The sequence below is a fragment of the Lysobacter brunescens genome (assembly GCF_042677005.1).
Lineage (GTDB): Bacteria > Pseudomonadota > Gammaproteobacteria > Xanthomonadales > Xanthomonadaceae > Lysobacter_I > Lysobacter_I brunescens.
On sequence record NZ_JBHTIF010000005.1, the window covers coordinates 156310 to 170345 of the forward strand.

Genomic DNA, 14036 nt, shown 5'->3' on the forward strand with positions numbered 1-14036 from the left:
GCGCCGGCCCGCAACGGGCACGCTTGGAGACGGTCCGTGTCGATGCGTCATGTGTTTCCCGATCCTCACATCATGTCCCCCACGTCCATATCCTCCACGCCGGTCCCCCACCGGCGTTTTTTTATGCGGACGGTACCCGCGAGGCGCGATTGCCCGATCGCAATTCGTGCATCGCATGGCGCATCGGATGCTGCGCGGACAAGCAAACAACGTCATCCTCGCGCAAGCGAGGACCCGGGCTTGATCGCTGCTGATGCATGGGTCCTCGCTTGCGCGAGGATGACGATGCTGTTGCTGCCCAGGATCGACGGAACATGCACGGCGTCCGCATTCACCCTCACAGCGCGTCGATGTCCCCCAGCGCGCGGATCAGGCGGCGGGCGCGCTTGTCGGGCTTGCTCTCCGGCGGCTGGTAGCCGGCGCGGGCGGCGCGAAGCGAGGCAAGCGTCTCGGCACGGCGCGTCTTCGAGGCTTCGGATTCGGCATACAGCGCCTGGGCGACGCTGGCCGGGCCGCGCTGGTCGCTGAGGCCGCGCACTTCGATCTCGAACAATTCGTCGCCGCGCGCGACGCGCAACGCGTCGCCGATGCGCACGCTGCGCGAGGCCTTGGCGCGCTGGCCGCCGACCTCGACCTTGCCGGTGTCGATCGCCTGCTTGGCGAGGCTGCGGGTACGGAAGAAACGCGCGGCCCAGAGCCAGAGGTCGAGACGGACGGCGTCGGCGGCGATCGGTGCAGTCATGCGGAAGGAAAACAAGGGCGTCGTCCGAAGTGTAGCCCCGGAAAACGCGAACGGCCCGCTTTCGCGGGCCGTCGATGCGCACCGGTGGAGACGCGACCGGTCAGTGCTGGTGGCCGCCGTCGCCGTGCACGTGGCCGTGCTCGACTTCCTCGGCGCTGGCTTCACGCACTTCGACGATCTCGATGTCGAAATGCAGATCCTTGCCGGCCATCGGATGGTTCAGGTCGACATCGACCACGCTCATGCCGACCTTCTCGATGGTGACGGCGCGCGGACCGAAGTTCGTCTGCAGCACGACCTGCATGCCCGGCATCAGGCGCTGTTCGCCGAAATGCTTCTTCGGGATGCGCTGGCTCAGGCCTTCGCGACGCTCGCCGTAGGCTTCGGACGCCGGCACGTCGACTTCGAACTTCTCGCCGGCTTCACGGCCTTCCATCGCCTTTTCCAGACCCGGGATGATGTTGTTGTGGCCGATCAGGATGGCCAGCGGCTCGCCGCCGTTGGAGCTTTCGTTGGCCGGCTGGCCGACTTCGCCAACGGTGTAGTGGAAACGGACGACGCTGTCTTTCTGGATTTTCATGATGGGCTCGGATGATCCTGATCGGGTCTGGGCCGCTTGGGCGGCAGGGGCCGGCGAGTTGCCGGCCGGGAAAGTTGGGGCCAAGATGGCCGCCGATGAGAGCCGCGCATTATCCGTACTCGACCGCCCCGGCGCCATTGTCCCGGCGTCCGTCCATCCGTGTGGCCGGCGCGATGCTGGCCCTGACGACCGTGCTTTCGGCCTGCGGTGGTGGCGGCAACGTCCGCGCCGACCGCCCAGCCCCGCCCCCAGGCCAGCGGAACTGGGCCACCGCCACCCCCAACGATCCGGCCGCGGCCAATACCGTCCTGATGCGCGCGATCGGCCTGGTCGGCACGCCCTACCGCTACGGCGGCAACACACCCGAAAGCGGCTTCGACTGCAGCGGCCTGGTCAACTACGTGTTCCGCGAGACCCTCGACGTCCGCCTGCCGCGCACCTCTCGCGAGCTTGCCTCGATGCAGGGCCCGAAGATCGCTCCGACCCGCCTCGCCCCGGCCGACCTGGTGTTCTTCGGCAAGGGCGGCGAGGTCACCCATGTCGGCATCTACGTCGGCGAGGGTCGGTTCGTCCACGCCCCCCGCACCGGGGGCACGGTCCGCCTGGACCACCTCGACGGCGCTTACTGGCGCGACCACTACACCGGGGCCAAACGGGTCCTGCAGTGACGGATTCGCGAACCCGGTCACTTTTTCCGGGCAGGGTCTAACGAAATCTGAACCCCCCGGCGGCCTCGGTCGTGCAAACTCCGGTCTCCTTTTTGCAAAGTGCATGACGCGTGACGACCAAAGCCACTGGCCCCGGCCGCCCCCTCGCCATCCACCGCGCCCTCCGCGGTACCTCCCGAATCCTCCTCGCCGGCCTCCTGGCCTGCGCCAGCCTGCAGGCCTTCGCCGCAGACCCGGTCACCGCCCGCGACCCGCTGGACCGCTCGCAACCGCTCATGGCGCCGGTCAACGACGCCACCCTGGGCAACCCGCTGTCGCTGCCCGAGCGCACCCTGATCTTCGCCCGCGACATCCACACCATCTTCAATGCCTCGCAGGTTCCCGGCAAAGTCGTCGAGACCGCCGAGGCGCCGAAGGAAGGCCGCATCCGTGGCATGCTCAAGCGCGGCCTCGCCCTCCTCGGCAACGGCCAGTTCCTGCACTCGCCGCGCACCGGCAAGGATGTGGAAGTGGCCAGCCTGACCACCGGCTACTGGAGCCAGCGCTACCTGAAGGGCCGTCGCGTCGTCACCCAGTAAGCCGCTGCGCATCGAAACAACCCCGGAAGGCCGCGCAAGCGGCCTTCCGCGCGTCCGGGCCCGCGCAACCGCTTGCGACGCAGCAGCCACCATCGCATGCTGCGCGCTTCCACATCGCTGCCGGGGACACGTCGATGCTGCGCACCCTCCTTGCCATCGTCGTGGGCGTGATCGCCATGATGATCACCGTCCACGGCATCGAAACCATCGGGCACATGCTCTATCCGCCGCCGCCCGGCCTGGACCCGAACGACCTCGACCAGCTCGACAGCATCATCGCCTCGGCCCCGACCGGCGCCATGGCCATGCTGGTCCTCGGCTGGTGCGTCGGCACGATCGTCGGCAGCGGCCTCGCCGCACGCATCGCCCGCCATCCCCGCGTCGCCGCCTGCTTCGTCGCGCTGGTGGTGATCACCGGCGTGGTCGGCATGGCCGTGCTCCTGCCCTCGCACCCCACCTGGGTCGCCGCGCTGGGCACCCTGCTCCCGATTCCGCTGGCGTTGGGGATGGCGAAGGTGGTGGGGCGACGTGGAGCGCAATGATCCGAACCATGCGGAGCACGGGACTCTGACGGATATCGAAATCCGTCTGCTCAGCAACGTACTCGATGCGCTGGACAGACTCTTCGATGGCGATTCATCGCCGATCGATATCCACGACCTGCTGCTGGCCACGGGCCATGCCCTGAAACATCCTCCGTCGATTGAGTACGTGCTGGATCCCGTACCGGGATTGCAGGCGATCCTTCGCAACAGTGGATCACCCGAGGATCAACAGCAGTTGTCGCTTGAGGCGACCAACAATCTGCGCCATTACCTGGCGGATCTCGACCCGCTCATCTCATCATGGGCCTGCGCAACGGCCCGGCAGTGACTGCGCAAAACGCCAAAACGGGGTCAGGTTCAGTTCTTCGCGAAGAACTGAACCTGACCCCGTTTTGCTGACCCGGATTTTGTTGATCGCGACTCGCGTCGCTCCCACTGAAGCGGTGCGCCGAGGCGCACCCCATGGCAAGACGGGGCATTGCGCGTCAGGTCGCCTTCTCGTCCTCGATCCCGACATTCGTGTCGGGGTTGTCGTAGACCGCGCGGTCGAGCAGGCCGGTCTGTTTCGCGACGAGCACGGGGACCAGCATCTGGCCGGTGACATTGGTCATCGTGCGCATCATGTCGAGCACGCGGTCGATGGCGTAGAGATAGCCGATCACTTCCAGCGGCAGGCCGGCGGCGCTGAGCACCACGGTGGCCATGACCACGGCAGTACCGGGAACGCCGGCGGTGCCGAAGCTGCCGAGCACGGAGGCGATCAACACGATCAGATATTGCTCGGGCGTCAGCGGCGTGCCGGTGTACTGCGCGATGAAGACCGCGCACAGCGCCGGGTAGATCGCGCCGCAGCCGTCCATCTTGATGCTCGCGCCCAGCGGCACCGCGAACGCGGCGTAATCCTTGTTCACGCCGAGGTTGTGCGTGGCGCAGCGGATCGACGAGGGCAGCGAGGCGAAGCTCGAGGAGCTGACGAACGCGACCTGCATGCCCGGCGCGGCGCCCTTGAAGAACTTCAGCGGGTTCAGGCCATGCGCCAGCAGCAGGCCGCCATAGCTGACGACGATGTGCAGCGCGCAGGCGACGTACAGCGCGATCACGAAATTGCCCAGCGGCAGCAGCTTGTCGAAGCCGTAGGCGCCGACGAGGCCGGCGATCAGGCCGAAAGTGCCAATCGGGGTCATCTCCAGCACGAAGCGGGTGAGCTGGATCGCGATCTCGCTGGCCTCGCCGACCAGCTTGCGCGCCAGCGCGACCTTCTCGCCGAGCTTGACCATCGCGAAACCGATCAGCGCGGCGAAGAAGATCACCGGCAGGATCGAGCCCTTGCCTGCGCGCAGCACGGTTTCGCCCGCCGCGTTCTTCACTTCGCCGATGCCGGTCATCGCGTAGAAGGGATTGGAGGGCACCACGCCCAGCAGGACCTGCACCACGTTCGGCACGTCCTTCGCGACGTAGGCGGGATCCGGCGCCAGCGGCACCTGCACGAGGCCCGGCTGCAGGACCATCCCGACCAGCAGGCCGATGCCCACCGCGAGCACGGCGGTGATCGCGAACCAGAGGAAGGTGCGACCGCCGAGCGCTGCGATGGACTTCTGGCCATGCAGCGAAGCCACGGCGTTGATCACCGCGAAGAACACCAGCGGCACCGCGATCATCTTGATCAGGGTGACATACAGGTCGCCCAGTGGCTGCAGCCAGACTTCCGCCGCCGGGCCCATCAGCCAGCCGGCGGCGCCACCGAGGATGAAGGCGCCCAGCACGCGCTGCCAGAAGGGAATGCGGAACCACGCGGCGACCAAACCCATGCAGGACCTCTCCGGCGCAACGTGCGCGGCAATCGGGACAAGCCGGCACGATAGCCCAGCGCGCGACCGCCGGCGAGGCCGGGCCCGCGACGCTGCTTTCCGCCATCCCGCAGGCGGATCGCACCGTGCGCCATACCGTCATGCACGGTGGTCATATCCAGCGGGCATAATCGACGGCTTCGTCGAACCGACCCTGCCCCGCATGCGCCTTCGCACGTCCCTTCGCCTCCTCCCGCTCGTTTCCGCAAGCGTCGCCATCCTGGGTCTGATCGCGACCCCGTCCGCAGATGCCCGCAAGGCGCCGAAAGCGCCTTCGGCGATCGAAGTGCCGCAGATCGCCCATCCGCAGGGCGAGACTCCCGCCTGGTGGTTCCGCGCCGGCGCGGCGCAGGCGGTCGAGCGCGGCGCGATGCAGGGCCAGGCGAAGAACGTGATCCTGTTCGTCGGCGACGGCATGAGCCTGCCCACCGTGGCCGCCGCGCGCATCCTCGAAGGCCAGCGCAAGGGTCAGCCCGGCGAGGAGAACATGCTCAGCTGGGAACGCTTCCCGCACACGGCGCTGAGCAAGACCTACAACACCGACAGCCAGACCCCCGATTCCGCCGGCACCATGACCGCCATGGCCACCGGCGTGAAGACCCGCGCCGGCGTGCTGAGCATCGGTCAGGACGCCGCGCGCGGCGATTGCGCGGGCGCGCTGCGCACGCCGCTGGTGAGCCTGTGGCAACTGGCGGCGGAGACAGGTCTCGCCACCGGCGTGGTGACGACGACCCGCGTCACCCATGCCACGCCGGGCGCGACCTTCACCCATTCGCCCGACCGCAACTGGGAAAACGACGAGGAAATGCCCCGCACCGCGCACGAAGCCGGCTGCCGCGACATCGCCCGGCAGTTCGTCGAAACGCCCTACGGTCGCGGCCCCGACGTGCTGATGGGCGGCGGTCGCGCCAACTTCATGCCGGCCACGCAGCGCGACCCGGAATACGACGACAAGGTCGGCCAACGCCTCGACGGCCGCGACCTCGTCGCCGAATGGAAACAGCGCCATCCCGGCGGTACCTACGTCTGGAACGCGAAACAGTTCGCCGAGGCGCCCGCCGAGGGCCCGCTGCTGGCGCTGTTCGAGCCCAGCCACATGCAGTTCGAACACGATCGTCCCAAGGACCGCGCGGGCGAGCCCTCGCTCGCCGAAATGACCCGCTCCGCCATCACGCGCCTGCAGCGCAACCGCGAAGGCTACGTCCTGCTGATCGAAGGCGGTCGCATCGACCACGCGCATCACTACGGCAACGCCTACCGCGCGCTCACCGACACCATCGCGCTCAGCGAAGCCGTCGCCGCCGCCACCGAAATGACTTCGGCGGACGACACGCTGATCCTGGTCACCGCCGACCATGCGCACACCATGACCTTCGCCGGCTACCCGGTGCGCGGCAACCCGATCCTCGGCAAGGTGCGCGGCAGCAGCGGCGAAGGCAATGATTCCAGCGGCTACGCCACCGACGCCACCGGCCTGCCCTACACCACGCTCGGTTACGCCAACGGCCCCGGCTACGTCGGTGCCACCGACCAGCAGCCCGAAGGCCCGAAGACCTTCCTGCACGAGGTCAGCGGCTACCAGGCCGCGTCAGGCCGCCCGAACCTCGCCGACGTCGATACCGAACATCCGGATTACATGCAGGAATCGACCGTGCCGATGAGCAACGAAAGCCACGGCGGCGACGATGTCGGCATCTGGGCGCGCGGCCCCGGTGCGCACGCGGTGCGCGGCTCGCTGGAACAGAACGCGATCTACCACATCTTCCTGCAGTCCATGCCCGCCCTGCGCAAGCCGCTCTGCGCGCGCAAGCTCTGCAACGCCGACGGCGTGCCGGTGGAATTGCCGAGGCCGGAGATGTTCGCGAAGTGACGACCCGCCCCAATCGCTTTGCAGGGCCTTCAGGCCCGAGTTTTTGATCTTCGGCATGCTGGCCAACCCATCCGGATTGGAGTGCGCGTGACATGAATCGCGGTGAGGTCTATTTCTTGCTGAGCACCCCGGAAGACTTCGACCCGGACATCATCACCGCACAACTCGGCATCGAACCGACCGGCATCGTTCGACGTGCCGAGCCGCGCCCGAGGATGAACGCATGGCGATTGTCGTCCGGTACTGTCCAGGACGATCCGGACAACAACACGTTTGTGGATATCTATCCGATGGCACGCAGCGTGATCGATCGACTCGCGCCCCGCGCCGACACCATCAATGTACTGATGAATCAATATGGGCTCGCAGCGAGGCTGCAGGTGGTGCTGTACATCTCATGGGATGGAGACGATATCCGGAGCGCGCCGCCCATCGGTTTTGACGAGGCCACGGTGGCGTTCCTGGCCAAGGTCGGCGCGTACATTGACGTGGACTCGTACAAGGCGCAGGTCGGGGCCTGAAGGCCGCGGCCATCCTTCCCGTAGAGCGCAGCTTGCTCCGCTGATGCTTTTCCGGGAGGGCATGAGCGGAGCAAGCTGCGCTCTACGGGAAAGCAATGCGTGGCGCGATCAGAACGGCTTCGCCAGCACTAGATAGACGACGGCGACCAGCGCGAACACCGGGATCTCGTTAAACACGCGGAGCATCAGCGGCGAGGGCAGCGACTTGCCGTTCGCAACGCCCTTGAGCCAGCGGCCTGCGACGATGTAGTGCGCGAGCATCAGGGCGACCAGGGTCAGCTTGGCGTGCAGCCAGCCGCCGGCGATGCCGAAGTGCATCCACAGCGTCATGCCGAAGATCAGCGCCAGGCCGAACATGATGTGGCCGAAGCGGTACAGGCGTCGGCCCATCAGCACCAGGCGATCGCGCACCGCCGGCACATCGCCGACCTCGGCCAGGTTGATGAGGATGCGCGGCAGGTAGAAGGCTGCAGCCATCCAGGCCATGACGAACACCAGATGTGCTGACTTTGTCCAGAAGTAGGCGGTCATGCGCTTCGAAGCTCGATTGCGGGCCGTCATCTTATCGAATCGCAGCCTTCGATCGCCGGATGGATGTCGATGACGGGCACAACGCGTCACGGCGAGTCACGCGCCAACCTGTTTGCGTGATGCCGATGACATTCAGCGTCACCTGCTTGTGTGCCTGCCTCGTCACGCCACTGCAACATGAAGAAGGATTCAGCGAAGCCGTGCGTTTTGGGCGACGTTCGTGCACAGGAGACGCACAGGCGCGAAGGCAACGCACGCCTTGGCATGGAAGATGCTTAGGTCGCTCCGTCCCCCATGGAGCCGAGAATGGCAGAGATCGTTCCTCCCGCAGAGCCCGCACAGGCGGCGACGCAGGAAATTTCGCCCGAAATGGTCGCGAGGATGGAGTGCCAGGCGATCCTGGCCACCTTGCTGCAACGTTCCCAGGCCACCCTGTTCGCCTCGATGTCGACGGTGGATGGCCGCAGCTATGCGCATGCCGGCAGCAACCTGAGCAGCGCGAACGCGCAACGCACGGCCGCGATCACCAGTTCATTGATGGGATTGATCGAATCCTTCAGCAGGGAAACCCTCGCCAGCGGCGCGCTGTACAACAGCATCGCCACCGACAAGGGATCCATCGTCATCGTCCGCGTGCCGTCCCGGGCTCGGCTGCATACGCTCTGCGTGTGCACCGACAACACCGCGAACCTCGCGATGACCATCCGCGCCGCGCTCGATACCGCACAGAAACTCGCGGAACGCATCGACGCCCACCGCTGAGACATCCACCGGCCGACGACCGCGCATGCCGCAGGCATCCGCGATCGATCGCGCCGTCCGCACGCATCCAACCCACAGAAAAGAAAGGAGTACCCGATGGCCAAGATTTCCCTCGAAACACTGCGCAGCATCGACGGCTACGTCGCATCCGCCCTGGTCGACATCGACAGCGGCATGCTGCTGGCCGGCGACGGCACTGGCGTCAACCTCGAACTGGCGGCGGCAGGCAACACCGAAGTGGTGCGCGCCAAGCGCAAGGTCGCCAATGCGCTGAACCTCAACGATACGATCGAAGACATCCTGATCAGCCTGACCAAGCAGTACCACATCATCCGTCCGCTGGAATCGAACCAGAAGCTGTTCCTGTACGTCGTGCTGGACCGCGCCAAGTCCAACCTCGCGATGGCGCGCCATGAACTGCGCACCTTCGAGAAGGGCGTGGATTTCTCCTGATCGTCGCGACACCCGCCGGATGCATGCCCACGGTGCATCCGGCGCTTCGCCTATCGCGTATTCCCCCGCTCCAATCACTCTTTCCGAGCCGGCATACATGCCTCGTGCCGATATCACTTTTTCCGCACTCGGCGAACAGGCGGAACAACGTGTTCGACTCGCCGTGCAACTGCTTGCGGCGTACAGGATCCGCGCGAAGATCCGCGCATGGGACGGCACGCGCTGCAGCCTGCTCGTGACCGACCTATCCGATGCCTACGGGCGCAGGACGCACGACCTCGCACGCGCGCGCGGCACGCCGGTGCTGGCCTTCGGCACGGAGGGCGGCGAAGCGGGCGATGGCATCGGTATCGCAGACGACAACAGCCTGGTCCCCGCGCTCGCGCAGCGGATGCGCGAACTGCTCGCGCTCGACGCGCGGGACGACGAACCCGATGCGCAGCCCGAGGCATCGCCCGCGCTGTGCCGCCTCGCGGGCAACGAGTTCAAGGGACTCGGCGTCGACGCGACCTGCAATGGTCGTACCGTGCGGATCCGGCCGGGCGAAGGCCGCGTGTACGCACCGACCCTGAGCGACCTGCTTTCCGCAGTCGACACCTTCTGCACCGCCGACTGGTCGCTCACGCGCAACGACGTGGACGGCCGTCCGCGCGAGGACGGCGCCAGTCGCAGCCTCGAAGCCTTCCTGCTGCAAGCCGCCTTCGCCGCGCGCGACACGCTGCCGCCATTCCCCGAAGGCCGCTACCGCCTGGACTGTTGGCCCGATGTCGGCAGCGCGCCCGAGCTGATCGACTCGCTGAAGATCGCCAAGCGCCTGCTCGACGGCAGCGCGAGCTCCAGCGAGCTGGTCGCCGCCTGCCGCATCGACGCCGCCGACGTGAACGCGACGCTGTGGGCCTACGCCGCCGCCAATCTGCTGGACATGCCCATCGACGCGCTGCCGAAGGAGGAACCGCAGCCACAAACGGCGCGCCCCTTCTCCGGCATCATGGCCCGCATCGCACAGCGTTTCGGCCTGCGCCCCTGACCGCATCCGCATCATCGCCACGCATCGGAGCGGACCGCCGGTTACGCCCCGAGTGAACCCACAGGACAACACCAGGATCGCCGTGTCTTCCGAAAGCGCAAAACTCGTATTCGCCGGGCCCGTCGGCGCAGGCAAGACCACGTCCATCCGCTCGCTGTCGGATACCGCGCCGGTATCCACCGAGATGCCGATGACCGACGGCGCGATGGGCGAGAAGACCACGACCACCGTCGCGCTCGACTTCTCGATGGTCCTGCTCGACGACGGCACACCGCTTCACATCTACGGACTGCCCGGCCAGGACCACTTCTCGCACATGCGGCCGATCGTGCTGGAAGGCGCCGTCGGCGTGATCGTGGTGCTGCCGGGCGATCACGACGACATCGAGGATGCCTGCGAACGCTGGCTGCGCTCGATCCGGGAAATCTCCCCCGGCATCGCCATCGTGATCGGCATCACCCGTACCGACCTGTCGCGCGGCTTCCGCATGGATGCCGTGCGCCGTGCGGTGCAGCGCTGCGGCTCGCCGGTACCGGTGTTCACCTTCGATGCGCGCGACCGCGAGCAGACCTCGCATCTGGTGCGTGCCCTGCTGCTGTCGATCGGGTGAGCGCGACGCCGCACGAAGTCGTCGCTGCGTTCGCCCGCGCCGGGCTCGCGCTGCATGGCCGCCTCTGCGAGATGCTCGACGAGCATCCTTCGCATCGCACCGAACGACGCGGCTGCGGCTACATCCAGGCCACGCGCTTCCTGTCCACGCACATCAACCAGCCGCGCGCGCCGGATTCGGCAGCGGACTTCGCCGTGCTGGCGACCTGGCCGAAAGCGCGCACGGAAGCGCTGGCGCAGCAGGCGATCTCGGCCGGCTGGGCGCAGGGCTGGCGTCGCCTGGATCTCTGCGGGCAGGCCATCGCATCGACGCTGGCCGACGATGCCGTCGCACGCCTGCTGATCGCCCTGCCGCGAACCCTCGCCGCGATCCGCGCATCGCTGCAGCACGAAGAGAGCGGGCTGCTGGCCGATCTGCTGCAGCAGATCCTCGCACCGCAGCCCGGATGCGCACCGACACTGCCGGAGATGCGCGAGAAACCCGAGATCGGCAGCTGCTCGCAGGCCGAGGAATTCTTCCTGGAGATCGCCCATGGCCGCGTCCGTCGCGGCGGTCATGTGAATCTGTTCGTCGACGAGGACGGCCAACCGTTGCTGGTCGAGAAGATGTCGCTCGGCGAGTCGCATTCGGCGATGGCGATCGCGCCTGTCGCCATCGGTGGCGTGCTGCTGTCGCCAGGCGCACTGTTCGCTTTGCGCTATCGCGACGACGCCGAACCGCTGCGCGACACCACCTGCGGACACGTGTTCCGCCTGTCCACGATCGAACAGGCACGCTTCCTGCGCCTGACCACGCTCGCCGTTTCGCCTGCCGCGCGTGCGCGCGCCTTCAGCGCGCAGTTCGAGGCGCAGCAGCGCAACGTCCTGCTGTCGCCGGCGACCACCACGATCGACGACCTGCGCACGTTCGCGCGTACACGGCTGGGCCTCGCATGAACCACGGCACGCGCAGGCCATGATGCGGATTCCCGCCTTCTATCGCCCCGAATACGCGCCTGCCGACGTACCGCTGCTCGCGCGCCTGGAGGCCACCGCGCGCAAGCTCGAACGTCTCGGGCTGGTCGACCTGCATGCGCCACCGATGCTGGATCCTTCACGGCTGACGGGACTGCACGACGAGGCCTACCTCGATGCATTCCTCACCGGAAGCGAGCCGATGGCCTCGCGCCAGGGCATCCCGTGGTCGCCGCGCGTGCGCGACGCCACGCTCGCCATGCTCGGCGGCCAGCTCACCGCCGCCAAGGCCGCACGGCGCCACGGCATCGCGATGAACATCGCGCGCGGCTTCCACCACGCCGCTCCCGACTGCGGCAGCGGTTACTGCCCGCTCAACGGGCTCGCCCTGCTCGCCCATGACGCGCCGGATCAGCGCGTCATGGTGATCGACTGCGACGAACACGGCGGCAACGGCACCGAGGAATTCGCCGCGCGACTGCCCAATCTCTACAACGTGTCGATCTTCGGCACGCGCTTCGGCTGCCGGGGCGGCACGCGCTCGTGGGCGACGCAGGTCCGCGTGCGCGAGCACGGTTTCCAGCGCTACCTCGACGCCCTGGACGAGGCGCAGGCGCTGGTCGACGCGCATCGCCCCGACCTGCTGGTCTACCAGGCCGGGGCGGACTGCCACGAACACGATCCCAAGAGCCAGGTCGGCCTCACCACGGCGCAGATGTTCACGCGCGACCTGTACGTGTTCCGCATGGCGCGCACGCGACGCATCCCGATCCTGTTCGTCGTGGCCGGCGGTTACCAGCAGGCGCAGCGCGTGGCGCGCCTGAACGCGAACACCGTGCGCGCCGCGCACCATGCCTGGCGAGCAGCGGCAGACGATGCGTCGACGGGGAACGCTCCGTCCTGATCGCACGCGCCCCGCCTCGTGTATGGTCGGCGCCATGACCCAATCCACCACCGCATTGCCCGTGCTGTTCCTCGGCCACGGTTCGCCGATGAACGCCATCGAGGACAACGCCTGGTCGCGCGCATGGCGCGCACTGGGCACGCGACTGCCGCGTCCGCGCGCGATCCTCTGCGTGTCCGCGCATTGGGAAACGTCGGGCCCGTGGCTCACCGGCGCCGAAGCGCCATCGACCATTCACGACTTCGGCGGCTTCCCGCAGGCGCTGTTCGACGTTCGCTGGCCGGCACCGGGCGATCCGGCGCTGGCGCGTCGCGTGGTCGACCTGCTCGGCGATGCGGGCGCGCGCATCGATCCCGATCGCGGCCTCGACCACGGTGCCTGGGGCGTGCTGCGCCCGATGTATCCCGAGACCGATGTGCCGGTCGTCCAGCTCGGCATTGATTCGCGCCGTCCGGGCGCGTGGCATGTGGCGCTCGCGCGCCGGCTCGCGCCGCTGCGCGACGAAGGCGTGATGGTGGTCGCCAGCGGCGACATCGTGCACAACCTGCGCCTGTTCGACTGGCGCGATCCCGTGCCGCTGCCGTGGGCGCTGCGCTTCCGCGACCGCGTGAACGCGCTGGTCCGCGACGGCGACCTCGCTGCGCTGGCGGACTGGCCTTCACTGGGCGAAGATGCGCGCCTGTCGATCCCGACGCCCGAGCACTACCTGCCGCTGCTCTACGCACTGGCGCTGGCACGCAACGGCGACGCGATCGAATTCTTCAACGACGATGTGATCGGCTCGCTGTCGATGACCTCCCTGCTGATCGGCCACGCATGAAGACACGACAGAAGATCTACGACCGCGAATATTTCGACCGCTGGTATCGCGACTCCGGCATCGGCGGACGCCAGCGCCTGCAGCGCAAGGTCGCGCTGGCCGTCGCCACCGCCGAATACCACCTCGAACGCCCGATCCGCACTGTGCTCGACATCGGCTGCGGCGAAGGCGTCTGGCGCGCGCCGCTGCTGAAGCTGCGTCCGAAGCTGCGCTACCTCGGCTTCGACGCCAGCGAGTACGCGATCCGCCGCTACGGCGCCGCGCGCAACCTGCATCTGGCCAGTTTCGGCGACTTCGCGCTGCTGCGGCCCTGTGCGCCGGTCGACCTGCTGATCTGCAGCGACGTGCTCCACTACGTGCCGACCCGCGAACTGGACAAGGGCCTGCCCGGACTCGCCGAGCTGTGCGGCGGCATCGCCTTCCTCGAAACCTTCACCGCCGACGACGACATCGAAGGCGACCACGAGGGCTTCCTGCGTCGCCCCGCGCGCTTCTACCGCGACCGCCTCGCCGACGTCGGCTTCGTGCCGCTCGGCTCGCACTGCTGGCTGTCGCCGGCCTTGGCTCCGGACGTGGCCGCACTGGAGATCGGCGGCTGATCCGGTCGCATGTCTCAACGACGACT

The 14036-nt window shown here is 67.6% G+C and carries 18 protein-coding genes; 14 read left to right on the forward strand and 4 right to left on the reverse strand.

Annotated features, from left to right (window positions below; genetic code table 11):
• Nucleotides 1-337: 337 nt before the first annotated feature.
• A complete protein-coding gene (locus ACFQ0E_RS17615) occupies nucleotides 338-742 on the reverse strand; it encodes an RNA-binding S4 domain-containing protein (RefSeq protein WP_386826066.1) in 405 nt (134 codons plus the stop codon).
• Between the two features lie 100 nt (nucleotides 743-842).
• On the reverse strand, nucleotides 843-1322 hold the full coding sequence (locus ACFQ0E_RS17620) for an FKBP-type peptidyl-prolyl cis-trans isomerase (protein ID WP_386826068.1): 480 nt from the start codon (nucleotides 1320-1322) through the stop codon (nucleotides 843-845).
• Nucleotides 1323-1495: 173 nt separating this feature from the next.
• Here ACFQ0E_RS17620 and ACFQ0E_RS17625 point away from each other — a divergent pair, with 173 nt between their 5' ends.
• The 4 genes from ACFQ0E_RS17625 (at nucleotide 1496) to ACFQ0E_RS17640 (ending at nucleotide 3441) form a co-directional block, all read left to right on the forward strand.
• Nucleotides 1496-1990, forward strand: coding sequence for a C40 family peptidase (locus ACFQ0E_RS17625; RefSeq protein ID WP_386826271.1), 495 nt, complete (start codon nucleotides 1496-1498; stop codon nucleotides 1988-1990).
• 110 nt (nucleotides 1991-2100) lie between these two features.
• Nucleotides 2101-2568, forward strand: coding sequence for a hypothetical protein (locus tag ACFQ0E_RS17630; protein ID WP_386826069.1), 468 nt, complete (start codon nucleotides 2101-2103; stop codon nucleotides 2566-2568).
• 134 nt (nucleotides 2569-2702) lie between these two features.
• On the forward strand, nucleotides 2703-3110 hold the full coding sequence (locus ACFQ0E_RS17635; RefSeq protein ID WP_386826071.1) for a hypothetical protein: 408 nt from the start codon (nucleotides 2703-2705) through the stop codon (nucleotides 3108-3110).
• Entirely contained in the window at nucleotides 3097-3441 is a 345-nt protein-coding gene (locus ACFQ0E_RS17640; protein WP_386826072.1) for a hypothetical protein, read from the forward strand. The genes ACFQ0E_RS17635 and ACFQ0E_RS17640 overlap by 14 nt, the downstream gene beginning before the upstream one ends.
• A gap of 157 nt (nucleotides 3442-3598) precedes the next feature.
• Here ACFQ0E_RS17640 and ACFQ0E_RS17645 read toward each other — a convergent pair whose 3' ends face one another.
• Nucleotides 3599-4921: a dicarboxylate/amino acid:cation symporter gene (locus tag ACFQ0E_RS17645; protein ID WP_386826074.1), complete on the reverse strand. Its 1323-nt coding sequence runs from the start codon at nucleotides 4919-4921 to the stop codon at nucleotides 3599-3601.
• Nucleotides 4922-5123: 202 nt separating this feature from the next.
• On the opposite strand from ACFQ0E_RS17645, the gene ACFQ0E_RS17650 reads away from it, so the two are divergent.
• Nucleotides 5124-6830 (forward strand): alkaline phosphatase, encoded by a 1707-nt coding sequence (locus ACFQ0E_RS17650; RefSeq protein ID WP_386826076.1) that lies wholly within the window; start codon nucleotides 5124-5126, stop codon nucleotides 6828-6830.
• A 92-nt stretch (nucleotides 6831-6922) separates the two neighbouring features.
• On the forward strand, nucleotides 6923-7351 hold the full coding sequence (locus tag ACFQ0E_RS17655) for a DUF4279 domain-containing protein (RefSeq protein ID WP_386826078.1): 429 nt from the start codon (nucleotides 6923-6925) through the stop codon (nucleotides 7349-7351).
• Nucleotides 7352-7459: 108 nt separating this feature from the next.
• On the opposite strand, the gene ACFQ0E_RS17660 is transcribed toward ACFQ0E_RS17655, so the two are convergent.
• Nucleotides 7460-7882, reverse strand: a complete 423-nt coding sequence (locus tag ACFQ0E_RS17660) for a CopD family protein (protein ID WP_386826080.1) — start codon at nucleotides 7880-7882, stop codon at nucleotides 7460-7462.
• Between the two features lie 306 nt (nucleotides 7883-8188).
• Here ACFQ0E_RS17660 and ACFQ0E_RS17665 point away from each other — a divergent pair, with 306 nt between their 5' ends.
• The 8 genes from ACFQ0E_RS17665 to ACFQ0E_RS17700 all read left to right on the forward strand — a co-directional run bounded on the left by ACFQ0E_RS17665 (nucleotide 8189) and on the right by ACFQ0E_RS17700 (nucleotide 14010).
• Entirely contained in the window at nucleotides 8189-8644 is a 456-nt protein-coding gene (locus tag ACFQ0E_RS17665; protein ID WP_386826082.1) for a roadblock/LC7 domain-containing protein, read from the forward strand.
• 96 nt (nucleotides 8645-8740) lie between these two features.
• Nucleotides 8741-9097, forward strand: a complete 357-nt coding sequence (locus tag ACFQ0E_RS17670; RefSeq protein WP_386826084.1) for a roadblock/LC7 domain-containing protein — start codon at nucleotides 8741-8743, stop codon at nucleotides 9095-9097.
• Nucleotides 9098-9194: 97 nt separating this feature from the next.
• On the forward strand, nucleotides 9195-10124 hold the full coding sequence (locus ACFQ0E_RS17675; protein WP_386826085.1) for a hypothetical protein: 930 nt from the start codon (nucleotides 9195-9197) through the stop codon (nucleotides 10122-10124).
• 82 nt (nucleotides 10125-10206) lie between these two features.
• Entirely contained in the window at nucleotides 10207-10734 is a 528-nt protein-coding gene (locus ACFQ0E_RS17680; protein WP_386826086.1) for a GTP-binding protein, read from the forward strand.
• Nucleotides 10731-11669, forward strand: coding sequence for a hypothetical protein (locus ACFQ0E_RS17685; protein WP_386826088.1), 939 nt, complete (start codon nucleotides 10731-10733; stop codon nucleotides 11667-11669). The genes ACFQ0E_RS17680 and ACFQ0E_RS17685 overlap by 4 nt, the downstream gene beginning before the upstream one ends.
• Nucleotides 11670-11688: 19 nt before the next feature.
• Nucleotides 11689-12591 carry a hypothetical protein gene (locus ACFQ0E_RS17690; RefSeq protein ID WP_386826090.1) on the forward strand — a complete coding sequence of 301 codons (903 nt, stop codon included), beginning with the start codon at nucleotides 11689-11691 and terminating at the stop codon, nucleotides 12589-12591.
• Between the two features lie 34 nt (nucleotides 12592-12625).
• Entirely contained in the window at nucleotides 12626-13411 is a 786-nt protein-coding gene (gene ygiD / locus ACFQ0E_RS17695) for a 4,5-DOPA-extradiol-dioxygenase (protein WP_386826092.1), read from the forward strand.
• Entirely contained in the window at nucleotides 13408-14010 is a 603-nt protein-coding gene (locus ACFQ0E_RS17700; RefSeq protein WP_386826094.1) for a class I SAM-dependent DNA methyltransferase, read from the forward strand. The genes ygiD and ACFQ0E_RS17700 overlap by 4 nt, the downstream gene beginning before the upstream one ends.
• Nucleotides 14011-14036: the final 26 nt, after the last annotated feature.

Bases quoted from the DNA above. Each gene is read 5' to 3' on its own strand.
- ACFQ0E_RS17665 (WP_386826082.1), top strand. From the start codon at position 8,189: ATGGCAGAGATCGTTCCTCCCGCAGAGCCCGCACAGGCGGCGACGCAG.
- ACFQ0E_RS17620 (WP_386826068.1), bottom strand. From the start codon at position 1,322: ATGAAAATCCAGAAAGACAGCGTCGTCCGTTTCCACTACACCGTTGGC.
- ACFQ0E_RS17670 (WP_386826084.1), top strand. From the start codon at position 8,741: ATGGCCAAGATTTCCCTCGAAACACTGCGCAGCATCGACGGCTACGTC.
- ACFQ0E_RS17645 (WP_386826074.1), bottom strand. From the start codon at position 4,921: ATGGGTTTGGTCGCCGCGTGGTTCCGCATTCCCTTCTGGCAGCGCGTG.
- ACFQ0E_RS17635 (WP_386826071.1), top strand. From the start codon at position 2,703: ATGCTGCGCACCCTCCTTGCCATCGTCGTGGGCGTGATCGCCATGATG.
- ACFQ0E_RS17650 (WP_386826076.1), top strand. From the start codon at position 5,124: ATGCGCCTTCGCACGTCCCTTCGCCTCCTCCCGCTCGTTTCCGCAAGC.
- ACFQ0E_RS17625 (WP_386826271.1), top strand. From the start codon at position 1,496: ATGCTGGCCCTGACGACCGTGCTTTCGGCCTGCGGTGGTGGCGGCAAC.
- ygiD (WP_386826092.1), top strand. From the start codon at position 12,626: ATGACCCAATCCACCACCGCATTGCCCGTGCTGTTCCTCGGCCACGGT.
- ACFQ0E_RS17615 (WP_386826066.1), bottom strand. From the start codon at position 742: ATGACTGCACCGATCGCCGCCGACGCCGTCCGTCTCGACCTCTGGCTC.
- ACFQ0E_RS17660 (WP_386826080.1), bottom strand. From the start codon at position 7,882: ATGACCGCCTACTTCTGGACAAAGTCAGCACATCTGGTGTTCGTCATG.
- ACFQ0E_RS17690 (WP_386826090.1), top strand. From the start codon at position 11,689: ATGATGCGGATTCCCGCCTTCTATCGCCCCGAATACGCGCCTGCCGAC.
- ACFQ0E_RS17655 (WP_386826078.1), top strand. From the start codon at position 6,923: ATGAATCGCGGTGAGGTCTATTTCTTGCTGAGCACCCCGGAAGACTTC.
- ACFQ0E_RS17700 (WP_386826094.1), top strand. From the start codon at position 13,408: ATGAAGACACGACAGAAGATCTACGACCGCGAATATTTCGACCGCTGG.
- ACFQ0E_RS17675 (WP_386826085.1), top strand. From the start codon at position 9,195: ATGCCTCGTGCCGATATCACTTTTTCCGCACTCGGCGAACAGGCGGAA.